The organism is Parabacteroides timonensis, assembly GCF_900128505.1.
Lineage (GTDB): Bacteria > Bacteroidota > Bacteroidia > Bacteroidales > Tannerellaceae > Parabacteroides > Parabacteroides timonensis.
Map to the genome: position 1 here is coordinate 399,127 of NZ_LT669940.1, position 21,506 is coordinate 420,632.

A 21,506-nucleotide genomic window follows, 5' to 3' on the forward strand; every position below is an offset into this window, starting at 1 on the left:
AACTGAGCGCTTGTTTTTTAGAGTTATTAATTAATTAATTTATTAAGCAGTGGATACTTTAAGTTTTAAGACCATTTCTGCAAACAAAGCAACTGTAAACAAAGAGTGGGTCATCGTTGACGCTGATGGACAGACTTTGGGACGTCTTTGTGCAAAAGTAGCAAAACTTTTGCGCGGTAAGTATAAACCCAATTTCACTCCTCATGTTGATTGTGGTGATAATGTAATCATTATCAATGCAGATAAAATCGTTCTGACAGGTAACAAATGGAACGATCGTGTTTATTTGAGATATACCGGATATCCCGGTGGACAGATCGCATATTCTCCTGCAGATTTGATGCAGAAGGGCGAAGATCGTCTGTTCAGAAAAGTAGTAAAGGGTATGTTGCCTAAAAATCGTCTGGGTGCAAAGTTACTGGGTAACTTATATGTATATGCAGGAACAGAGCACAAACACGAAGCTCAACAACCTAAGTCAATCGATATAAACTCACTTAAATAATAACTATGGAAGTAGTAAATGCAATAGGAAGACGTAAAGCAGCAGTTGCTCGCGTATTCGTAAGCGAAGGAACGGGAAAGATAACTATCAACAAACGTGATCTTGCAAATTACTTTCCTTCTACAATCCTTCAGTTCATTGTTAAGCAACCGCTTGCAAAGCTGAATGTTGAAGAACAATATGACATCAAGATCAACCTTGACGGTGGTGGTTTCAAAGGTCAGTCAGAAGCTGCTCGCTTGGCTATCGCTCGTGCTTTGATCAAGATTAATCCGGAAGATAAACCTGCGTTGAGAGCTGAAGGTTTCGTAACTCGCGATCCTCGTGCTGTTGAACGTAAGAAACCGGGTCAGCCAAAAGCTCGTAAGAGATTCCAGTTCAGCAAACGTTAATGTTATTTGTGAGTTTCTTACAAGGACAAAGCGTTTAGTATCTAAATTGTCGGGATTTCTTTTGCATGCAGACATGCCGGAGGACTACCTGATAGTTGAAAATTAAACAGAAAGTAAACGATTTAAAAAGAAAAAAATGTCAAGAGTTAATTTTGATCAGTTATTAGAAGCTGGTGTACACTTCGGACACTTGAAGAGAAAGTGGAATCCCGCTATGGCTCCTTACATCTTTATGGAGCGCAATGGTATTCATATCATTGATTTATATAAAACAGTTGCTAAAGTAGACGAAGCAGCAGAAGTAATGAAAAACCTGGCTAAGCAAGGTAAAAAAGTACTTTTCGTTGCTACTAAAAAACAAGCAAAACAAGTTGTCGCTGATAAGGCTGCTTCTGTAGGTATGCCTTACGTTATCGAACGCTGGCCGGGTGGTATGTTGACTAACTTCCCGACTATCCGTAAAGCCATCAAAAAGATGACTACTATCGATAAGATGACAAAAGATGGTACATTTGATAATCTGTCGAAAAGAGAAAAACTTCAGATCACTCGTCAGCGTGCTAAGCTGGAAAAGACTTTAGGTTCTATTGTAGACCTGACTCGTCTGCCGTCTGCTTTGTTCGTTGTTGACGTGATGAAAGAACATATTGCAGTTCGCGAAGCCAACCGTCTGGGTATCCCCGTTTTCGGTATGGTTGATACTAACTCTGATCCTAACAACATTGACTACGTGATCCCGGCTAACGACGACGCTACTAAATCAGTAGAAGTTATCTTAGGCGCTATCTGCGAAGCAATGAACGAAGGTCTGCAGGAACGCAAAGCTGAAAAGATCGATACAGAAGCTGCCGGTGAAGGCGAAGGTCCTAAAAGAGAACGCAAAGGAAAAGCTACTGTAAAGAAAGAACGTACTAAGAAAGAAGACGAAGATGCTTTGAACGCTAAAGTCGCTGACAAGTACGCTAAAGATATCGAAGAATAAATATAATTGACAATTGACAGTTTGCAATTGACAATTAGAATATAAAACAATGGGCAATTGGCTTTTGACAGTAATTGTCAACTGTCGATTGTCCATTGTTGTTTTAGAATAGTATAAACAATTAAATAAGGAAATTAGATTATGGCTGTAACTATGGCTGATATTACCAAGCTGCGCAAAATGAGTGGAGCTGGTATGATGGATTGTAAGAAGGCTTTGACCGAAGCTGACGGTGACATCGAAAAGGCAATGGAAATTATCCGTAAAAAAGGACAGGCTATCGCTGCTAAACGTTCTGATCGTGAAGCTTCTGAAGGTTGCGTGTTGGCTAAGAAAGACGGTGAGTTCGCTGCTGTTATCGCTTTGAAGTGCGAAACTGACTTCGTAGCTAAGAATGAAGACTTCATTGCTCTGGCTCAGGCTATCCTTGACGCTGCTGTGGCTAACAAGTGCAAGACTCTGGACGAAGTGAAAGCTCTGCCGATGGGTAAAGGTACTATACAGGACGCTGTTACCGACCGTAGCGGTATCACTGGCGAAAAGATGGAATTGGACGGCTACAATGTAGTAGAAGGCACTTACACTACTGTTTACAACCACATGGGTAAGAACATGCTTTGTACAATCGTTGCTTTCAACAAGGAATCAGACAATGTTGCTCATAACATAGCTATGCAGATCGCTGCTATGAACCCGATCGCTATCGATGAAGATGGTGTTCCTGAATCTGTAAAAGAAACTGAAATCCAGGTAGCTATTGAAAAGACTAAAGCTGAGCAGGTTCAGAAAGCTGTTGAAGCTGCCCTGAAGAAAGCCGGTATCAATCCTACGCATGTTGATAGCGAAGATCACATGGAAAGCAATATGGCTAAAGGCTGGATTACAGCTGAAGATGTAGCTAAAGCGAAAGAAATCATCGCTAAGGTTTCAGAAGAAAAAGCTGCTAACTTGCCTCAGCAGATGATCGAAAATATCGCAAAAGGTCGTCTTAGCAAATTCTTGAAAGAAGTTTGCCTGTTGAACCAGGAAGACATTATGGATGCAAAGAAGACTGTAAGAGAAGTAATGAAGGAAGCAGATCCTGAATTGAAAGTTCTTGCATTCAAACGCTTTACTTTGCGTGCTGAATAATTTGCGTAAGCAATGAAATAAAAAAGGGACTCCGAAATTTAATCGGAGTCCCTTTTTTGTGTTATAAGACTTTACTTTCCTTATTTTAAGGCAGCCAAAGCATTTTTAATACGTTTGATAGCTTCTACAATGTTTTCATCGCTGGTAGCATAGCTCATACGGATACATTCGGGAGCACCGAAAGAAGTACCGCCTACGCAGGCAACATGTGCTTTTTCCAACAGGAACATAGCCAGGTCGTCAGCATCGTTGATCGTATTTGTACCGTCTGTCTTTCCGTAGTAGTAGCTACATTTCGGGAACAGGTAGAAAGCTCCTTCCGGTTTGTTGATCTCGAATCCCGGAACTTCCTTAGCCAGGTTGACGATCAGGTCGCGGCGGCGCTCGAATGCTTTACGCATATCTTCAACCGGCTGCTGTGAGCCTGTATAAGCTGCTTCTGCTGCTTTCTGTGATACAGAGCAAGGACCTGATGTATACTGTCCCTGAAGTTTGTTTACGGCTTTAACTATCCATTCCGGTCCGGCAATGAAACCGATACGCCAGCCTGTCATCGCGTATGCTTTGGAAACACCGTTTACAATAACGGTACGATCCTGCATACCTTCAACAGAGGCAATGCTGTGGTGTTTGCCGATATAGTTGATATGTTCGTAGATCTCGTCGGCAATAACGATGATTTCCGGATGTTTTTTCAATACTTCTGCCAGGCCGGCCAATTCTTCAGCACTGTAAACAGAGCCTGTCGGATTGGAAGGAGAGCAGAGGATCAATGCTTTTGTCTTCGGTGTGATAGCTGCTTCCAGCTGAGCCGGAGTGATCTTGAAATCCTGTTCGATACCAGCCGGAACAATTACCGGGTTACCTTCAGCCAGCTTAACCATTTCGGGATAACTTACCCAGAACGGTGCCGGAATAATTACTTCGTCTCCCGGATTTACCAATACCAGAATCGTGTTACAAACGGATTGTTTAGCTCCGTTCGCACAAGAAATTTGATTGGCTGTATATTCCAATCCGTTTTCATTCTTCAGCTTGGCAACGATCGCATTACGTAATGCCGGGTAGCCGGGAACTGGTGAGTAACGAGAGAAGTTATCATCTACCGCTTTTTTTGCAGCTTCCTTAATGTGATCGGGTGTGTTGAAATCAGGTTCTCCCACACTCAGGTTGATAACATCGATACCTTGTGCTTTGAGCTCATTGCTCTTTTGAGACATCGCCAATGTTGCCGAAGGCGATAAACTTGCTAAACGATCTGAAACTTGTGTCATGACACTGCTGTTTGTATAGGTTATTTTAAATAGTTGCGACAAAAGTAATTAATAATCGGCATTCTTGCAACAAATTGCTAATTATTTGATATTGTGAAGTACATGTCCCATACGTTCCTTCTTTGTCCTCATATAAAACTCGTTATATTTGTTGGGAGTTACTTCGATAGGAACATTTTCCACAATAGTCAAACCGTAGGCCTCAAGGCCGACCCGTTTTATCGGATTGTTCGTCATCAGGCGCATTTTAGTAATGCCGATGTGTTTCAATATTTGTGCTCCGACGCCATAATCGCGTTCGTCGGCCTGGTGTCCGAGGTGCAGGTTGGCATCTACAGTATCCAAACCTTCTTCCTGGAGCTTGTAGGCTTTCATTTTATCCATCAAACCGATGCCACGTCCTTCCTGGTTCAGGTAAACAATGGCTCCGCGTCCTTCCTTTTCGATCATTTGCATGGCTGTATGCAGCTGTTCGCCACATTCACAACGCATGGAACCGAAGATATCTCCGGTGGCACAGGATGAATGAACACGGACCAGGGCGGGTTCTTCACCGGATATATCGCCTTTTATCAAAGCGATATGCTCCAATCCGTTACTTTTCTGACGGAAAGGAATCAGGTGGAAATGGCCGTATTGTGTAGGCATATCTACTTCCACGCCTTTGTCAACAATAGATTCTGTTTTCAGGCGGTAAGCAATCAGGTCTTTGATACAGATAATTTTAATATCGAATTTTTTGGCCACTTCTACCAATTGAGGCAGGCGGGCCATTGTTCCGTCTTCATTGATGATCTCGATCAATGCTCCGGCAGGGAAAAGTCCGGCCAGGCGAGCCAGGTCGACAGCGGCTTCCGTATGTCCGGCACGGCGAAGTACACCGCGGGAACGGGCACGTAGCGGGTTGATATGTCCCGGGCGTCCCAAATCAGACGGTTTTGTCTGGGGATCGGCCAAAGCGCGTATTGTTTCGGCACGGTCGAACATAGAGACACCGGTAGTACAACCGCCACCCAGTTTATCGACAGTTACAGTGAAAGGTGTTTCCAGCATAGAAGTGTTTCTGGCTACCTGCATATCCAGATCGAGTTCCTGGCAACGTTCTTCCGTGATCGGGGCACATAGTACACCACGACCGTATGTCAGCATGAAATTTACTTTTTCGGGAGTTATCTTTTCAGCAGCAACAATAAAGTCACCTTCGTTTTCGCGATCTTCGTCGTCGACAACGATCAGGAATTTTCCTTCGCGGAAATCTTCAATTGCTTCTTCGATCGTGTTTAATTTGAAATCACTCATATCGTTTTAATTTTTAGTTTCTAAGCTCTTGATCATCTCTTCCAGTTCGAGGCTTGTCTTTTGTACTACTTGTACATCATGGCGCAACAGCTTGCGCTGATACGTGGCAAGCAGATAGATCGGCAGTCCGATCGGCAGGAAGATTCCGAGTGCCAGTCCGATCTTTCCGTTCAGGTTGGCATTCAGTTGGTTATATCCGCCTATGACCGGATAGTCCATTAATTTGTTCAATAACAGGTTCTGGTCGGAGTTGGCCAGTTCCTCGATGATCCCTTCCATCTCTTCAGCCAGTTGTTCGGCTGTATAATCTTTTCCTCCCTGTTTCCAGAAAGTAATATAATTAAGCCAACGTTTGTGACCTTGTAAATAGGAAGCACAGTCGTTTGCCAGTTTTTCCAGGCGTGGAAGAACAGATACATAGTTGGGGGTAAAAATGATTACTTCTTTCTTTTCCACCTTACGTCCGGAACGTTTTCCGATAAGATTTTTCAGAGCGTTCAGGTATGTATCTGCATTTAGTATCACACTATCGTTTACGGCTTTGTAAGTAAGGAATATCCCCAGCGGAGCCAATACGGCTGAACTCAACCACATTCCTTCCCAGGCAGCCCATACACCGTCACGGGCCATTTTAAACCCGATGTTATCAATAATATAATAGAAAATGAACAGGATCACAGAGATTACAACCGGCATACCTAATCCCCCTTTACGGATAATCGCTCCCAGCGGGGCCCCGATAAAGAAGAATACCATACAGGCAAATGACAGGGTGAATTTCTTGTGCCACTCAGTCATGTGGCGGCGTACCTTCGAGGCTTCATCCCCCATAGTTGCCGCTTTAAAATAGTAATCGGCCTTTACGCTCTCTATATTCGACTTTGCACGTACAAGTAAGGCCGCTTTACCGCTGGGCGCTTCCGCCTGGTATAGACTGTCGAAATTGATGATTATAGCCGGTTCATTTTGTTTGTTGACGAGTGAGTCCGTATTTGTCTCCTGGGCTGTTTTAGCCACATCAGACTCTGCCCTTCTGGGTTTGGAGAATGAACGGCGATAAGACATGTCATAAACACTTTTCGCATTCAACGTCTTTATGCTATCGAGCCTTACGGTCATTGAATCGATGGAGGTTTGCAAATCGTGCAATTTTTTCCCCATATACTGGTTGGCCATGAACGATTCGTCCGTACGGGTGAAGTTTGCATCGAATTCGATAAGAATCTCTTTGAAACTGAAACTTTCCCTACGATACGGAACAGCTGTTTTTGCTCCCGTACTGGCCTGAGCCTTCAAATTCTCAAACGATTCGCCGTTAAAGAGCGACAATACTAGAAATAATTTATCAGCCGATGTTTTCAACCGGCCGGAATCGGCCACGATAACACGTGCATTGTTGAAACCTTCCGAATAATCGTAGATCATCACATCTTTCAGCAATCCCGTCTTATTGTCCTTTTCTTTTACATATACATTATATCCGGTGATTTCACTATAGAAAACCCCTTCCGGAATATCCAGTTCCGGTGATTTCTGCCGCATGGAGTAGAGTAGGGAGTATAATTTAACCTGGACTACAGGCATGGCGTTGTTCTGGAAAAAGAATGCACCGATGCTTATGATACCGATCGTTATCATAAGCGGTCTCATTATATGTATAAGTGATACCCCGGCCGATTTCATGGCCAGTAATTCCAAGCGTTCGCCTAGATTTCCGAAAGTCATCAGAGACGCTAATAAGATGGCTAATGGTAAAGCCATCGGTAGGAGGAATAAAGCAGCATAAAAAAACATTTCGCCGAGCACAGGAATTCCCAACCCCTTTCCCACCATGTCGTCTATGTACCTCCAAAGAAACTGCATGAGTACAATAAACAGACAAATACCGAAGGTCATAATGAACAACGGCAGGAAAGTCTGCAGCATAAATGTATATAATCGTTTTATCTTCAACATTACCTATCCGGGTTGACGGGGCAAAAGTAGTGTAAAAAACGATAAGTACATGACATAAATCTCTAAAACAACCTAAATACCGAGTGTACGTTTCAATTCATAGACTTGCGAGTCCCACAAATTGATCGAATCTTTCTTTTCATCCGGCTCGGCAAAGTCGGTAATTTCAAGAGCGGTTGCTCCGGTGAGCTCAACAGTGTGAATTAAAAATTCGAAGTAAACATTGTCATCATCCTCATCTGCCCAACGATAACGGATACTTATTTCCGGTTTTACGGCCAGTACTTCGGCTTCCTGCTCATCTCTGTCCCACTTAAAAATATAAGTGTTGTCATTGATTGTTACATCATCTGCGAACCATGCGGATAGTCCGGGAGGTGTGGTGAGGTGATTCCATAAACTTCGTCGCGAAACTTTATCGAAAACGTATTCGATATGAAACTTCTCTTTTTTCATCTTTCAAGCTATTATTTGCGCAGCAAGATAGGCAAAAGATTGCTATTTGCCAATATTCTTAGAATAAAAAAACATCTAATTTTTAAAGGCTTAGCTGAAAGCCCCGAAAAATAAACGATTTTTTTTCGCGAAACTGTTGCATAATATAAAAATAACCTCTACTTTTGCAGCGTCAATAAGGAAAATTGACAACATGATGGCGAGATAGCTCAGCTGGTTAGAGCGCATGATTCATAATCATGAGGTCCCCGGTTCAATCCCGGGTCTCGCTACTTTGAAAATCAAGCAGTTACAACAATAAGTAACTGCTTTTTTTATGTCTTTTCAGATGGTTTTTACCTGAATTTTCGTGGTTTTCAGAGGCAGAGTTAAACCAAGAGTTAAACCAAAAAATGTATGAGTACAACGGTTAACGTCTTGTGTTACAAGTCTAAAGTTTTAGCAAATGGCGAAAGCCCTTTAATGCTTCGTATCTGTAAAGATGGTAAAAAGAAGTATAAGAGTATTGGAGTTTCTATTAATCCTATCTATTGGGACTATACAAAAGGTAAATTGAAAAGGAATTGTCCTAACTACAACAGTATTCATTTGCTGATAACAGAACAGTTAAATGAATATTCTAATCAGATTGTTGATTTCCAAGTCTCTAAGAAAGATTTTACAGCTTCTTCATTAGTTGAAAAAATAGATCAGCCAGTAAGAAAAGTAACTGTAAAGGCTTTTATAGAGAATGAAGTTGAACGTTTAAAAGCAGAGAATCGGATTAATTATGCTTCGTCGCATAAACATCTTCTAAACTCTTTGTTGTCATATAAAAAGAATCTGGAGATTCCTTTTAGTGAAATTGGTGTAACTTGGTTGAAAAGCTATGAATCTTTTTTGAGGCAACAAGGACTTGCGAATAATACGATAGGTATTCGATTACGCACATTGAGGGCTGTTTATAATCGTGCAATAGAGGAAAATCTTGTCAAATCGGAATGTTATCCATTTAAGAAGTATAAGGTGGCTAAATTGCAGGAAGAAACAGTAAAGCGTGCTATTTCAAAGGACGATATAAAGAGAATCATGCAATATCGATCTCCTAATCCGTATTTGAGATTCCCTATAGACTTATTCCTGTTTTCCTATTTCATGGGTGGTATAAACTTTGTTGATATTGCTTATCTGACAGAGGATAATATTATTGATAATCAATTGGTATATGTTAGAAAGAAAACTAAAAAGCGAATTAAACTGCCGTTGCAACCTATTGCTATTGAGTTGATTAATAAATATAAGAAGGCTGACAATCTCTTTTTGTTTCCAATTCTTAATGATTTTCACAAAAGTGAACAACAAAAAATCAATAGAGTAAGGAAAGTTATCAAAAAGATAAATAAACGTTTGAAAGAAATAGGAGAGGAATTAAACTTGCCTATTGACTTGACAACATACGTCGCCCGTCATAGTTTTGCCACATCATTAAAGAGATCAGGCGTGAATACCTCTTTAATCTGTGAGGCTTTAGGGCACAGTTCAGAGAGAGTAACTCAAATCTATCTGGACAGCTTCGGTAATGACCAGATGGAAGACGCAATGAAAAAACTACTCTAAACCAAAGAATCCTGTTTCCAGAAATGGGGACAGGATTCTTTTCCTTTCACTACTTTGTTTGTTACATTAAGTTTTTTATTTACTTTGTGTATTATTTATTTTAAATCTTAGTGTAATGGAAATCACAGACAAAGATCGCATTTTCGCTATATTTTCCAATGGTGAATTTGTAAAGAAAAAGAAACTGGAGGAATTAGTAATGCTTCCAGATGTGGAATTTTATGTAATACAAAGACATACAGGAATATATGAGAATAAATATCTTTATCAATATTTTCTAATTGATAAGGATGGTAATTCGCAAAATATTAAAACTCAACATTTTGAAGTTATATATATAAATGAAGATAACGATGAAAATGGTAATATAAAAAATATAGATTACTTTAAGTTCAGAGAAATTTATATTTGCGAAATCCAAACAGGAAAAAGATATAAATTTGTATCCCGAATTAAAAGTATTGATTTTATCAAACAAGAAATAATGCCTCTTTTAGAAAAATTAGAAGAATATGGTTCATGGGAATCTTATCAAGTATCAATTGAAAATGAACGTCTCAAAGAAGAACTAAAAGAATTAAAGTCAAAGTACGAAGATTTGGATAGAGAATATCGACAGCTTAAATCTCAGAGCAAAACAGAATAGACATGATAAACTTAACAAAAGAACAGTACATTAAGGTATTAGATACTCACCGTACTTTGCATATCGTGGATTCCGCAAAAAGAGTAAAAGAGTATTACGATCGAAAAGAATATGCCATTCAATGCGATTCACCCATTTTGAAAGAACTGTTTGAAATGGGGAAACTTCCTATTGATGAGCGTTATGTTAAATTACAACAGGGAACATACCAGATTTTGGATATTCGTAGAAAGCCAATCGAGTTTAAGGGACAAACCCGTATGGCTGATATTGCATACGTCTTGTACCGTAAAGAAAGGGCTGTTGAAAAATATGAAGAAATAGAGGGTAAGGACAGGCGTGAAATATATAGAGAAGAGCGAAGAAAAACAATAGAAGATTTCGATTTCTGGTTTAAAGTCTACCAAGTAAAGATATGGCCTCTGTTTAATGAAAACTCAAAAGAGAGCGAAGGTAATTCCAAATTGCAGGAATTAATAGGCAATCAGATCATTGTGCATAAAATAGAATTAGACCCCGAAACACGTACTTATAAGGTGGACTGGTTCAATATGGCTAATTTTGAAAACTGGATTGAAAGTTCAGCCCATATTAATATGATGTTGGAGCAAGAAGCGGAAAAAGAGGCTGCAAAAGAACAGGCATTCTTGGACAGTCTGGAAAATCCTATAGACTATGATCCTGAATTATATGCAGGTGATCCAGTAGGTTTCCAAGAGGATTTATTCTGTGAAGAGGATTTCATAGACTGATAGTCTGTTTATATGAGGGACAATTTTTATTTTTGTATTTAATATAAGAATAAATTTTGTCCTTTTTTATTTATGAAAGAAGAGATCATATACATAGACAAGGAAAATGGCTATCTTACAGGCTCTATTCCTGTAAATGCCATTATCTATAAGAAAATAACAGGAATCGGTGCGACAACTTTAGAAATAGCCTGTAAGCGTAATTCCATAATCATAGAACCTAATACCCCTGTAATAGAAGGAAAAGCGAAAAAGCATTCCAATCTGTTAGGTGTATATGAGGGAATCACTACCAACCAGATCATTTCTTATTTACAGGATAGTCACATTTCCTATAAAAAGATAATGACCACCCCTGAATCATTTGGCAAGGTAAAGAAAGCATTCAACTTTCTTGATGTAAATATGTATCAGGATTACTTCCTCTTATTTGATGAATGCCATAAACTGACAAGCGATATAAGCTATAGGGAAACAATCACTCTGCCAATGGCTGATTTCTGGAAATTTGAAAGACGTTCCCTAATATCGGCTACAATCACAAACTTTACTACTTATCCCATCTTCCAGAAATATGGATTCAGAAATATCACCATACAGCCAAAATGGGATCATTCCTTAAAAGTGAATCTATATTCAAGCAATAACATTCTGCAAGATGTAAAGTCATATTTAGAGACACTACCAAGTAAAGAAGAAAAGGTATGCTTCTTTATAAATTCGATAGACATCATAATCTCTTTAATTCACGCACTGGGAATCAATGGGGATTCCAATATCTATTGTGCGAATAAGAGTGTCAGCAAATTAACACATAAAGGATTATCTCATATTCAACCAGACATAAACAATTTGAATCACTACAACTTCTATACAAGCCGTTATTTCTCTGCCGTTGATATTATTACAGATGATAAGCCTCACGTTGTTGTAATATCGGATGCTATCAAAGCACCCCAAACCCTGATAGAACCCGCTTTGGAATCCCGACAAATCGCAGGGCGTTTCAGAAATGGAATATCATCATTCACCCATATTGCAGGACTTGACAATAAAATCCGATATAAGACAACAGAAGAACTTCGTACCTTTATGCAAGAACAGCGAAAAGCCTATATCCAGTTGAAAACACTGTATAACTCAGCTTCGGAAGAAGGTGTTAGGCAAGTAATGAAAGAAGCCATTGAAAGAATAGAGATCAGCAAGTATATGGAAGAGGATAATTCTTTTAACTATTTCATGAGTGAGAATTTATTAGATGCGGAAGCTACCAAATCCAGATACCAGAACTGGGAAAATTTCATTCTTTCTTATTCCTTGGACGAAGAGTTTTTTGAGATCATAGATCAATATAACAATCAATATGAACAGGATAAAGACAGGATCAGAATATCCGTATCAAACAGCCGATTGTTAAGAAAGGAGATTGTCGATCAATTCTTTGCAGCAGGATTAGATAATGGAGCGGAAACAGAGGAACAAAAAGCATTATTGGAAGAACTGCAAAGGCAAGATGAGTTTATCGTGGAAATTTGCCAAAACTTTGATAAAGACTTTATTATCCAGAAGAATTATAACAAGCAACAATTAACCTTAGCTCTTATCAAAAAACAAGTAAAAGAACAATGTCTTAGTTTTCCCGTGATTGATGCGGTTTCTCAACTGTTTAGAATCGGATTTGTCTATTCGGAAGAAGAGATAACATCTACCTTGAATAAGATATATTCCGAACTTGGAATTAAAAGAGAGGCTAAAGCGACAGATATAAAAGAATATTTTGAAACGTCTCCCAGAAGGACTGTCAAACAAAAAGGAGCATTCAGGAAAGGATATAAGATTTGTAAATCCAAATTTATCAATAAAATTTCATAGTTCAATAAAATATATATATATTTGAATGTTAATACTTTAAATATAGATAAAATGAAAGATAAAACTATTAATTATGTTACTATTTCTTATAAAGACACTGAAAATAGTAAAGATCACTTTTTTAGTAACCTTACAGCTAATACTACTTATGAAGATATTAAGCAAAGTGAAAATACTTATATTAATATAAATATCAATGGAGGAAAAGAATATTACATAATAAATAATGAAATCCTTGAATTATGTAAAAGATTAACTACTGGTATTGGAGAAACAACTATCATTGATCGGAAAAATATAGTTTGGGGAAACGATTCTCTAATAAAAGCAATTGATTATATTTTGATGATAAAATAATTAGATACAAATATGGAATAAAAAATAGTATCAACCCATATAGAACTAGGGAGTGATTTTTAATCAGTTTTTGACTATATTTGAAAACCTAATCTTGGTTTAAACCAAGATTAGGTTTCTGTTGTTTTGAGTTTACACAAAAAATTGTGGATAGTTCCTGATTTCTATAAATCATTAAGCACATTATTTTCTACAGGATTTGTATCCTTTTCCTCCTTGGCTTTTTTTTCGTTAATATTGTCAATATAAGTAATTGACAGGTCTGGGCTGCTTTTAAGTCCTGATTGAAGTTTAAGTTCTATTCTTCCACTTGAAGTTTTAAAAAAGGAAAAAGTTGTACAGGGAATCTTTTCCTTAAAAATATTTATCTTTTGAAATGTAAACTTTTCCATTGATTTGTATGGATTCCCATATTTTTTTATAAGCATTTTTTTGAAGTACAAATAATCTTCTTTCATTGCTTCGAGGGATTTATCTTCTCGAAATCCCACACTTACCTCATAAACGGTAAGAGAAACGTTAGAACTTGAAATATTTACAGTAGCATCTCTACCTGCAAACTTACCTTTCAATATACAAATAGGACTATTAGAAGAAAAAACAACGCACTCAAATCCTTTTAATTTATAAACAAAAAATGCTATGTTACCAGTAATAGGTATATTCATGAATTTTAAATGTTCTTGAGAATATGAATCAACAGCATTAAAAAATGACAATATAATAAATAATAATAACTTCATTATTACCTTGTTACAATAAATCATATTTATTTACATTTATGTTAATGTATACTTATTACATGACAAAGATAGCAAAATATTCAAAATAAAATGGGTAATCTCTAAAAATATCCATTGGGATATATATAATTATTCATGGCAAAATGAATAGCTCACATTATGAAAGTATAATCCAGTGTCTCCTTTTGAGGTGGATAACGAAAATTTAGTACCCTAATAAAGTATTCCAGACTATGAATCCGCTTTTCTGTAAATTGTCTGTTATCCAATTTGTCAAAGAAAAATGAAGATTCAGGACAGTTGTTAAATATGACATACATTAGATCGCTATCGTATCGAGGTGGAATGATTCGCCTCTTCCTACAATAACAAACTATCTCATTATAATATCTCTGATAATCAGAAGGATTATTATCTCTTACTTGGTCGTCATAAATAAAACGGTCTGTGATTCGATAACCTGTTTTTTCTTTGGACAAGACAAGTAAACGGATAGCCTCCGCATTCAGTTTCTTGATGGTGGACAAGCCTATATTAAGAAACTTCTTTTCGGCTATGCGATTCAAACTATAAAGAACTGAGTTACTTCCCTGATAGCCGATACATTTCAGAAGAAGCAAATAGCCCTTGATGTCGGCAGGAATATCCTCTAATAGAAAATCATACTCAACACGAAAATAATTAATGGTTGGTTTCTTTACTTGGTAAGTATTACGGTAAAATACTCCCTTTTCTCCTTTTACTTGGTTGGTTGTGACAGATAACAGACCTGTTTTTTCAAATTTCTGGATATAGGAGGATATGGTTCTTTCTGCATATCCAGTCATTTCAACCAATGTTTTTTCCTTTATATGGGAAATGTAAGTTTCTTTATCTGTATTTAGTAATATACAACAAAAGGTATATGCCTCTTTATTTGTCAGCTTTAATAGTAAGTCTTTAAATATTAAGCGATAATTCATTAGATGCGATCCAAATGGTTGTTAAATAAAAAATCTGCGAGATCACCCGTTTGGAACTCTGAAAGAGTGCCAAACCATGATTAAGTAATAAATATATAAGTAATAAACATGGTGGCGCAAAAAGTAACCCGCCAACCCGCAAAAAGTAACCCACCCGTTATTTTCGGTTTAGGCTCGTATCTTCTTTGTTGATGGGGATCAGGATATTCAGCTCCATCAGTTTCTTGTATTGGGAACAATTTATATTCAATGCTTTCTTGCATTCTAATCTGTTATTGAAAATTCGGTTGTTTGGCGTGTATAATACCATATTCGAGAAATTGGATTTATGGAAGGACAAAATTCATTTACCTATTAGATATAAAAACAGGAATTGTCCTTGCGGTTTGGATAAAAAACAAGTAATCTGGGAAACTTGGAAGTATATCTGAAATGGATTTAGATTTTATCTTATTGATATATACAAAGATACGAACAAACAACCATCTAAAAAAGTAAATAGGCAGGAACTTGAATATCATACTACAAGTATCAATATTTATTATCAGTTTATTTTATAGACCTATATCCTACATGCCATTATATAGAGAGTTTCTTTTTAGGCGAAAAACAAAAGACGGACATTCCCATTTCTGGAAACATCCGTCTTAAAACACTTAATTATCAATGCAAAATCGGTTAGGAGCTTTTCTTCTTTTTCCTGATCCGATTTTTAACAACGGGAGCAGGTATATAAGTCTCTGTTGGCAAAATGTGTCTTTTTTTAATGGTTTCCACAATTTCCCTGTAAACTTCGATTCTGTCAAATGGTCTATATTCGTGCATAATGAGTTTCTTTGGAATGAATATTGGATTATCTGGAAACATGGAGAATCTCTTTAACTTGGAAGAACATACGAAGTTACAGATAAATAGGAACTTAAAAAAGTGATTTGTGAGTAAATCCAAAAAGAGAGAAGAACGATACTTCCTGTTTGATTTTTCCAATTGAACACGTATCTTTGTGGTAAATAGATAAAAGAATATGAAATCAACAACTGAATATATAAACATCTTGCGTGACTATATGGCGAAGAACGCTTCCAAATATAGCATTACCCGTATGGGGATATTCGGTTCTGTTGCCAGAGGAGAACAAACAGAAGATAGTGACGTTGATGTTTATTTGGAAACATCAAAGCCGAGTATGTTTGCATTGGTACATATAAAAGATGATCTGCAAACCCTGTTTGGTTGTAATGTCGATATTGTCCGATTACGGGATCACATGGATTCTTTCTTGAGAAACCGGATTGAGAAGGAGGGTATTTATGTGTGATACAGAGTTAATCCGTTCTTCTTTGATAAAGATACAAACGGCTTTAGATAGAATATTAAAGAGATCGGAAACAATACTTTCTCCAGACGATTTCTTGACGACACCAAGCGGAGTTGAGAGGTTGGAAAGTATTTGTATGCTGTTGATTGCAATCGGAGAAAGTGTCAAACGTATTGATAAAGCCACAAATAAAGAACTTTTATCGCATTATCCTGAAATTGATTGGAAAGGAGTTATGGGAATGCGAGACATTATAGCACATCATTATTTCGATATAGATGCAGTTATCGTTTTTGATGTAATGAAAAATAACCTGCCAGCCGTAAAAATGACTATTGATAAAATGTTATCTGACATTTAAAATTCTCTATACATTATTATATATATTCCTTTTACTTGGGTAACGTCAAAGAGTAAGCCTAACCAAGTAAGAAGTATATTCTATGCGTTCATAAGTCCACTACCTTTTATGTCCCCCACCCAGTAAGGAGAAGAAAAAAGGAATATCCTACACAAAAGCCTACAGGATCAGCCGATCACGATTTCATGTTCAGACGGGTACACTACCATTCAATCCAGAATAGAATATATTTAGCTGATTGAATTTACTATCTGACATTGAAAAGATAGGCTATATCTCTTACTTGGTGGTATTCCTTTCATTCTTGCAAATCCGTAATTCATAATCAATTAACTTATTAAACTACAAACGTATGGAAGGAATGTATAAGGTATGTGACGTTAAATTGACGTACAACACGAAAGTTAAGAGTTCGGAAAGGGCTGTTATCAAGGATTCCAACAGTGCTTATTCCTTATTAATGAATCATATATATGATTCTGAGACAATTCAATACAGGGAGTATATGAAACTGATCCTGTTGAACAACGCTAAAAGGGTATTGGGGATTGTACATATATCAGAGGGTGGATTGGATTCGACATCTGCCGATATACGAATCATTATGCAGGCTGCGATATTGGGAAACGCTTCTGCAATGATCCTTAGCCACAATCACCCATCTGGGAATAAACAACCAAGCAACCAAGACGATTTATTAACGGACAGGGTGAAAAAGGCTGCAAAACTATTTGATATTCAGTTGTTGGATCACATAATAGTGACAGATAGCGGATATTACTCTTATTTGGATGAAGGGAGGATATTATGAAGTGGTTGGCTTTCTTGGTGGTTCTTTTTTGTTTGATTGGGAATCCTGATTTATATCCGATCATAGCAGCACTTTTTCTTCTGTTTTATGGCTGTTTGTTTCTCTTTTTCTGGATAAGAGAAAAATTCAAGGATAAGTAAAGATTTTTCATTCTCTTACTTGGTTGATGTATAAACACTTTTTGTAACTTTGTGGTAATTCTACACGTTCATGGCGTTGAACCTCTGTGGAAGGACATATTTAACGAAAGGTGTTATTGAAATTATCTTCTTGTAACAAATCTCGCAAATTTGAAACTGGAATGAAGATGATAGCAATAGCACCCGCATCTTTTGTTATAGACTTACCTGAAAGGGTAAACTATATCTCAATGGGTGTGGGTTGCTGTTGTTTTATCCATTCCAGAGGCTATGCGAGAGCCTGTTACAAGGATAAAGCAAATACAGTTCCCACACCTTTTTTATTTAGTAATACTCTGAAGGGAACAGGAGATAGATATTTATAAAATGAAAACAAACAGATTTTTTACAGCCATTCTTTCAGTGGCTTTGTGTGTGAACTTCGTTTCTTGTGGTGACGATGATGATAATAATATCATTGATCCAGAGAATGTGACTAAACGGGTGGCAACTTGTACGAAAAATGAAACTTCTTATGCTATTAATTATGATAATGACGGGAAAGTTTCAAAAATAGTTTGTCAAGATGATGGGGAATCTTATGATTATGACTTTTCTTTTTCAGGGAATGAAGCTGTTGCCACTTCCGAAGAGAAAGATGGTTCATATACCTATATTGATAATATTAAGTTCTCTTTGAATGGAAACGGGTATTGTACAAGTGCAATATGGACAGCTATAGAAAAAGGCAGTACCACTTATGAAAGCACAGATAATTATAAATTTACTTATAATTCAGACAATCAAATGATAAAAGCTGATATTGATGGTGAGATTGAAGAATATGTATATAAAGATGGTGTGATGGTCAGCAGTGGTGTTGCAGAAACAATCACTTATACAGATATTCCAAATATAGGTAATTTGTTTGTTGCGTTTAGTACAGATTATAATGATCCGTTTGAAGAATGGCGTCTTGCAGGTCTATTAGGAAAAGCCTCAAAGTTCTTGCCCAAAACAGCTACATGGGATGAAGGTATGGAAACATACAATTACGAATTGGATGAGGAAGGGTATGTAAAGACAGTAAAGGTAACGTTCCGTGATACAAAGGGAAGTGAACGTTCCTATTCCTATAAATACACTTACGAAAATATCAAGTAAGATACTCATTCTTATTTAAGGCCCCCTTCCAGTAGCAAGGATATAAAGAAGATCACCCAAGCGAGCAAAGAGTATTCTTGTTTACTTGGGTGATTTTGCGTATATTTGAATTGAAAATGAGATAATTAACTAATTTATTAATCAGTATTGGTATGGCTTTGACAGTTAAACCATGAGTTAAACCGTAAAAGATATTATAAGCTAAGTTGTTGTAAATGAGATAGCTCAGCTGGTTAGAGCGCATGATTCATAATCATGAGGTCCCCGGTTCAATCCCGGGTCTCGCTACAAAATAAAAGGTTTACAAGAAATTGTAAGTCTTTTTTTTGTTTTTATACAATGACTTATTATACATTATTATTATAGTCTCTCCTAATCTCTCCCGATTCAAAAATAGATTTTTTTATAAAAACAGTGCGAAAAGTTTGGAGTAACAATTTTTTTTATACCTTTGTCATATACAAATAGTACAATGTTTGTTTAATATAATATGAAATTGTATGATTAAGTTTTTATTAGATTACTCCAGCGGCGTACCGGTCTATCGTCAGATTATCGATCAGATTATATTTGGCATAGCATCAGGGCAACTAAAACTAGGTGAGCAACTTCCTACGGTCAGGGCGCTAGCCGTAGAGTTGAAGGTGAATCTGAACACGGTATCCAAGGCGTATAAAGAATTAGAAATCAAAAATATATTGGAAACCCAACAGGGTACAGGAACGTTTATCAATAAAACGGAGAATGTAATACAGGAAAAGGAGAGGGAAGATAAACTGAAAGAAATTTGCATACAGTTTTCTTCTGTGGCCTTCAGTTATGGTTTTACTCTTAGTGAAATCATACAGGAATTGAAAAATATTGAAACCTCTAAAAAATAATACTTATGACAACAAATGTGATCAACAAGGGATGGTTTAATCCTATTTCTCTTTCTGTATTGCTGGTACTGATTTTTTTATCAGTCGTTTTGCATAGTTTGCATATTGTGAATATGCCGGTTTTGTTGTTCTTGATTCTCATTTCCAGTTTGTTGGCTCTTTCAATCCGTGTGGCCGACCAATGGGAACGGGCAGTGGTGTTACGTATGGGTAAATTTAAGGGTTTAAAAGGTCCTGGGCCATTTATGATTATTCCTATTCTTGATAGCGTATCTGCTTATATCGACCAACGGGTACGGGTAAGTGCTTTTAAAGCAGAACAAACCCTGACGAAAGATACAGTACCTGTCAACGTGGATGCTGTTGTGTACTGGACGGTTTGGGATGTGGAGAAGGCGGCTTTGGAAGTGCAGGAGTATCAAAAAGCCATTGAACATATAGCCCAGACAGGGTTAAGGGATACAATCGGTAAACATGAACTGTCTACTCTTTTGCAGGAACGCGATAAGATTGCTGAAGATTTACAGCATGTTTTAGATAGAAATACAAATCCCTGGGGAATTACCTGTCAAACTGTTGGTATTAACGATATTGCTATACCTCAGGATCTTGCTGATGCCATGAGTAAGGAAGCCCAGGCTGAACGCGAAAGAAGAGCCCGTGTCATTCTGGGAACGGCGGAAACCGAGATTGCCGAGAAATTTGAGTTGGCCAGTAAAAAGTATACTGATAATCCAGTTGCATTGCACCTCAGAGGAATGAATATGCTGTTCGAGGGTTTGAAAGAGAAAGGTTCTATGATTATAGTGCCGAGTTCGGCACTGGATACTATGAATTTGGGAGCTATGGGAGGACTAGCATCGCTCGCAAAGAGTAACGAACAGTAATCAGTGTCATCGGTTAAAAAATAACTTTACATCAAAGGTTCGATCATGCGAATTTCTTTTTTAGTATTCATATTATATTGTGGTTTGACTATTGGATGTAGTTCAACAGATCATGGTTTTCCCTGTGAAGAAACATTAGTACAGGAATTAATGCCTTTGCAGGGGATAACCAATCCTGTAAAAGTGGAAATAAAACCTCCGTTTTTGATTTTTGAAAATTGGAAGCGGAGTGACAGCCTGTTTCACATCTACGATCTTACCAGTCATGAATTGAAAAGTACTTTTGGGGTAAAAGGAGAAGGTCCGGATGAGTTTGTGTCTCCATCCTTGTTTCAGGGACCGCTTTCCGATTTTCTGATTGGCGATTTCGGCAAAAATCAAATATTTCGGTTTGGTATTGATAATGAAGGATTACCCATATTCAAAGCAGCTGAGACATTTGGTTATGACAATGCTTTGTATGACGCTGCCTTTGTCAATGATTCGTTATATATAGCAGATCCTAAATATATGTTGCAACCCAGCCTATATCTTTTGGCCTTACAAGATTCGTTACCCCGGAAAATATGGACATACAGAAGTTCTGATATCATGGATTATTCATTAGACCCGGATATGGGTAATGTATATGCAAATGAAAGTCGTATAGTATTCTGTTATGGATATAAGAAGCAGATTGACTTTATGGATACCAGTTTTAATCTCATCAAAAGGGTCAAATTCGATTTTGATACTTCTGATGCCAGTATTTTGGCAACTGGCAATGAAAAGATAAGTTATGCTTATAGCTATTTAGGTAAACGCTATCTATATGCTTTGTTTTTCGGAATGTCATGGAATGAAAATAGAGCAAAAGATTCTTTTGGAACTATTCTTGAAGTATTTGATTTAGACGGTAATCCGGTAATCAGATACTATTTGAAAGGTAAACGTCCGGTTTACTTTGCAGTCGACGAAGAAACCTTTACTCTTTATGGAACGATAGAAGATGGTGACCCGGAAGATAATCTATTGATGTATAGGTTAAAAGGTCTTTCGTGAT

23 protein-coding genes and 2 tRNA genes are annotated in these 21,506 nt (G+C 37.4%); 18 read left to right on the plus strand and 7 right to left on the minus strand.

All coding sequences use genetic code 11. The features are described from left to right. The first annotated feature begins 49 nt into the window (after window positions 1-49). The 4 genes from rplM to tsf all read left to right on the plus strand — a co-directional run bounded on the left by rplM (window position 50) and on the right by tsf (window position 3,010). On the plus strand, window positions 50-505 hold the full coding sequence (gene rplM / locus BQ7394_RS02370; protein WP_028729882.1) for a 50S ribosomal protein L13: 456 nt from the start codon (window positions 50-52) through the stop codon (window positions 503-505). Window positions 506-510: 5 nt separating this feature from the next. Further along, complete coding sequence (gene rpsI / locus BQ7394_RS02375; protein WP_028729881.1) at window positions 511-897, plus strand: 30S ribosomal protein S9; 387 nt, start codon at window positions 511-513, stop codon at window positions 895-897. 136 nt (window positions 898-1,033) lie between these two features. Beyond that, a complete protein-coding gene (rpsB, locus tag BQ7394_RS02380; protein ID WP_075555905.1) occupies window positions 1,034-1,879 on the plus strand; it encodes a 30S ribosomal protein S2 in 846 nt (281 codons plus the stop codon). Window positions 1,880-2,020: 141 nt separating this feature from the next. Further along, window positions 2,021-3,010 carry a translation elongation factor Ts gene (tsf, locus tag BQ7394_RS02385; RefSeq protein WP_075555906.1) on the plus strand — a complete coding sequence of 330 codons (990 nt, stop codon included), beginning with the start codon at window positions 2,021-2,023 and terminating at the stop codon, window positions 3,008-3,010. Between the two features lie 80 nt (window positions 3,011-3,090). On the opposite strand, the gene BQ7394_RS02390 is transcribed toward tsf, so the two are convergent. From BQ7394_RS02390 to BQ7394_RS02405, 4 genes are all read right to left on the minus strand, one after another. After that, window positions 3,091-4,284: a pyridoxal phosphate-dependent aminotransferase gene (locus tag BQ7394_RS02390; protein ID WP_075555907.1), complete on the minus strand. Its 1,194-nt coding sequence runs from the start codon at window positions 4,282-4,284 to the stop codon at window positions 3,091-3,093. Window positions 4,285-4,365: 81 nt separating this feature from the next. Then, complete coding sequence (locus BQ7394_RS02395) at window positions 4,366-5,583, minus strand: bifunctional 3,4-dihydroxy-2-butanone-4-phosphate synthase/GTP cyclohydrolase II (RefSeq protein WP_075555908.1); 1,218 nt, start codon at window positions 5,581-5,583, stop codon at window positions 4,366-4,368. A gap of 6 nt (window positions 5,584-5,589) precedes the next feature. Continuing rightward, window positions 5,590-7,539, minus strand: a complete 1,950-nt coding sequence (locus tag BQ7394_RS02400; protein ID WP_449406349.1) for an LptF/LptG family permease — start codon at window positions 7,537-7,539, stop codon at window positions 5,590-5,592. A gap of 72 nt (window positions 7,540-7,611) precedes the next feature. After that, window positions 7,612-7,995: an START-like domain-containing protein gene (locus tag BQ7394_RS02405; protein ID WP_075555910.1), complete on the minus strand. Its 384-nt coding sequence runs from the start codon at window positions 7,993-7,995 to the stop codon at window positions 7,612-7,614. A 198-nt stretch (window positions 7,996-8,193) separates the two neighbouring features. On the opposite strand from BQ7394_RS02405, the gene BQ7394_RS02410 reads away from it, so the two are divergent. From BQ7394_RS02410 to BQ7394_RS02435, 6 genes are all read left to right on the plus strand, one after another. Next, a tRNA-Met gene (locus BQ7394_RS02410) sits at window positions 8,194-8,267 on the plus strand. Between the two features lie 124 nt (window positions 8,268-8,391). Then, window positions 8,392-9,591 (plus strand): site-specific integrase, encoded by a 1,200-nt coding sequence (locus BQ7394_RS02415; RefSeq protein WP_075555911.1) that lies wholly within the window; start codon window positions 8,392-8,394, stop codon window positions 9,589-9,591. 115 nt (window positions 9,592-9,706) lie between these two features. Beyond that, on the plus strand, window positions 9,707-10,237 hold the full coding sequence (locus tag BQ7394_RS02420) for a hypothetical protein (RefSeq protein WP_075555912.1): 531 nt from the start codon (window positions 9,707-9,709) through the stop codon (window positions 10,235-10,237). A 2-nt stretch (window positions 10,238-10,239) separates the two neighbouring features. Beyond that, window positions 10,240-10,989, plus strand: a complete 750-nt coding sequence (locus BQ7394_RS02425; RefSeq protein WP_075555913.1) for a hypothetical protein — start codon at window positions 10,240-10,242, stop codon at window positions 10,987-10,989. Between the two features lie 72 nt (window positions 10,990-11,061). Continuing rightward, window positions 11,062-12,861: a hypothetical protein gene (locus BQ7394_RS02430; RefSeq protein ID WP_075555914.1), complete on the plus strand. Its 1,800-nt coding sequence runs from the start codon at window positions 11,062-11,064 to the stop codon at window positions 12,859-12,861. Window positions 12,862-12,912: 51 nt separating this feature from the next. Further along, a complete protein-coding gene (locus BQ7394_RS02435) occupies window positions 12,913-13,218 on the plus strand; it encodes a hypothetical protein (RefSeq protein ID WP_139317669.1) in 306 nt (101 codons plus the stop codon). 164 nt (window positions 13,219-13,382) lie between these two features. Here the strand turns inward: BQ7394_RS02435 and BQ7394_RS02440 are convergent, their stop codons facing one another. From BQ7394_RS02440 to BQ7394_RS02450, 3 genes are all read right to left on the minus strand, one after another. Next, entirely contained in the window at window positions 13,383-13,961 is a 579-nt protein-coding gene (locus BQ7394_RS02440) for a hypothetical protein (protein WP_139317670.1), read from the minus strand. 152 nt (window positions 13,962-14,113) lie between these two features. Next, a complete protein-coding gene (locus BQ7394_RS02445; protein ID WP_075555917.1) occupies window positions 14,114-14,923 on the minus strand; it encodes a hypothetical protein in 810 nt (269 codons plus the stop codon). An 80-nt stretch (window positions 14,924-15,003) separates the two neighbouring features. Then, a complete protein-coding gene (locus BQ7394_RS02450) occupies window positions 15,004-15,186 on the minus strand; it encodes a hypothetical protein (RefSeq protein ID WP_075555918.1) in 183 nt (60 codons plus the stop codon). A 761-nt stretch (window positions 15,187-15,947) separates the two neighbouring features. Between BQ7394_RS02450 and BQ7394_RS02460 the strand changes: the two genes are divergently transcribed. The 8 genes from BQ7394_RS02460 (at window position 15,948) to BQ7394_RS02495 (ending at window position 21,505) form a co-directional block, all read left to right on the plus strand. Then, the gene (locus BQ7394_RS02460) at window positions 15,948-16,241 is read left to right on the plus strand and encodes a nucleotidyltransferase family protein (protein ID WP_075555920.1); all 294 of its coding nucleotides are present in this window, start codon (window positions 15,948-15,950) and stop codon (window positions 16,239-16,241) included. Further along, window positions 16,234-16,602, plus strand: a complete 369-nt coding sequence (locus BQ7394_RS02465) for a HepT-like ribonuclease domain-containing protein (RefSeq protein ID WP_075555921.1) — start codon at window positions 16,234-16,236, stop codon at window positions 16,600-16,602. The genes BQ7394_RS02460 and BQ7394_RS02465 overlap by 8 nt, the downstream gene beginning before the upstream one ends. 352 nt (window positions 16,603-16,954) lie before the next feature. Beyond that, window positions 16,955-17,413: a JAB domain-containing protein gene (locus BQ7394_RS02470; protein ID WP_075555922.1), complete on the plus strand. Its 459-nt coding sequence runs from the start codon at window positions 16,955-16,957 to the stop codon at window positions 17,411-17,413. A 506-nt stretch (window positions 17,414-17,919) separates the two neighbouring features. Further along, window positions 17,920-18,696: a DUF4595 domain-containing protein gene (locus tag BQ7394_RS02475; RefSeq protein WP_075555923.1), complete on the plus strand. Its 777-nt coding sequence runs from the start codon at window positions 17,920-17,922 to the stop codon at window positions 18,694-18,696. A gap of 214 nt (window positions 18,697-18,910) precedes the next feature. Next, window positions 18,911-18,984: transfer RNA gene (locus BQ7394_RS02480), tRNA-Met, on the plus strand. A gap of 212 nt (window positions 18,985-19,196) precedes the next feature. Continuing rightward, window positions 19,197-19,577, plus strand: coding sequence for a GntR family transcriptional regulator (locus BQ7394_RS02485; protein ID WP_075555924.1), 381 nt, complete (start codon window positions 19,197-19,199; stop codon window positions 19,575-19,577). A gap of 5 nt (window positions 19,578-19,582) precedes the next feature. Beyond that, the gene (locus BQ7394_RS02490; RefSeq protein WP_075555925.1) at window positions 19,583-20,464 is read left to right on the plus strand and encodes a slipin family protein; all 882 of its coding nucleotides are present in this window, start codon (window positions 19,583-19,585) and stop codon (window positions 20,462-20,464) included. 45 nt (window positions 20,465-20,509) lie between these two features. Beyond that, window positions 20,510-21,505, plus strand: coding sequence for a TolB-like 6-bladed beta-propeller domain-containing protein (locus BQ7394_RS02495; RefSeq protein WP_139317671.1), 996 nt, complete (start codon window positions 20,510-20,512; stop codon window positions 21,503-21,505). The last annotated feature ends 1 nt before the right edge of the window (window position 21,506 follow it).

Coding starts and splice junctions, on each gene's coding strand:
- BQ7394_RS02430 (WP_075555914.1), top strand. CDS start 11,062: ATGAAAGAAGAGATCATATACATAGACAAGGAAAATGGCTATCTTACA.
- BQ7394_RS02415 (WP_075555911.1), top strand. CDS start 8,392: ATGAGTACAACGGTTAACGTCTTGTGTTACAAGTCTAAAGTTTTAGCA.
- BQ7394_RS02495 (WP_139317671.1), top strand. CDS start 20,510: ATGCGAATTTCTTTTTTAGTATTCATATTATATTGTGGTTTGACTATT.
- BQ7394_RS02485 (WP_075555924.1), top strand. CDS start 19,197: ATGATTAAGTTTTTATTAGATTACTCCAGCGGCGTACCGGTCTATCGT.
- BQ7394_RS02420 (WP_075555912.1), top strand. CDS start 9,707: ATGGAAATCACAGACAAAGATCGCATTTTCGCTATATTTTCCAATGGT.
- BQ7394_RS02400 (WP_449406349.1), bottom strand. CDS start 7,539: ATGTTGAAGATAAAACGATTATATACATTTATGCTGCAGACTTTCCTG.
- BQ7394_RS02445 (WP_075555917.1), bottom strand. CDS start 14,923: ATGAATTATCGCTTAATATTTAAAGACTTACTATTAAAGCTGACAAAT.
- BQ7394_RS02460 (WP_075555920.1), top strand. CDS start 15,948: ATGAAATCAACAACTGAATATATAAACATCTTGCGTGACTATATGGCG.
- BQ7394_RS02450 (WP_075555918.1), bottom strand. CDS start 15,186: ATGCAAGAAAGCATTGAATATAAATTGTTCCCAATACAAGAAACTGAT.
- BQ7394_RS02395 (WP_075555908.1), bottom strand. CDS start 5,583: ATGAGTGATTTCAAATTAAACACGATCGAAGAAGCAATTGAAGATTTC.
- BQ7394_RS02470 (WP_075555922.1), top strand. CDS start 16,955: ATGGAAGGAATGTATAAGGTATGTGACGTTAAATTGACGTACAACACG.
- tsf (WP_075555906.1), top strand. CDS start 2,021: ATGGCTGTAACTATGGCTGATATTACCAAGCTGCGCAAAATGAGTGGA.
- BQ7394_RS02435 (WP_139317669.1), top strand. CDS start 12,913: ATGAAAGATAAAACTATTAATTATGTTACTATTTCTTATAAAGACACT.
- BQ7394_RS02475 (WP_075555923.1), top strand. CDS start 17,920: ATGAAAACAAACAGATTTTTTACAGCCATTCTTTCAGTGGCTTTGTGT.
- BQ7394_RS02405 (WP_075555910.1), bottom strand. CDS start 7,995: ATGAAAAAAGAGAAGTTTCATATCGAATACGTTTTCGATAAAGTTTCG.
- rpsI (WP_028729881.1), top strand. CDS start 511: ATGGAAGTAGTAAATGCAATAGGAAGACGTAAAGCAGCAGTTGCTCGC.
- BQ7394_RS02440 (WP_139317670.1), bottom strand. CDS start 13,961: ATGAAGTTATTATTATTTATTATATTGTCATTTTTTAATGCTGTTGAT.
- BQ7394_RS02425 (WP_075555913.1), top strand. CDS start 10,240: ATGATAAACTTAACAAAAGAACAGTACATTAAGGTATTAGATACTCAC.
- BQ7394_RS02490 (WP_075555925.1), top strand. CDS start 19,583: ATGACAACAAATGTGATCAACAAGGGATGGTTTAATCCTATTTCTCTT.
- BQ7394_RS02390 (WP_075555907.1), bottom strand. CDS start 4,284: ATGACACAAGTTTCAGATCGTTTAGCAAGTTTATCGCCTTCGGCAACA.
- BQ7394_RS02465 (WP_075555921.1), top strand. CDS start 16,234: ATGTGTGATACAGAGTTAATCCGTTCTTCTTTGATAAAGATACAAACG.
- rpsB (WP_075555905.1), top strand. CDS start 1,034: ATGTCAAGAGTTAATTTTGATCAGTTATTAGAAGCTGGTGTACACTTC.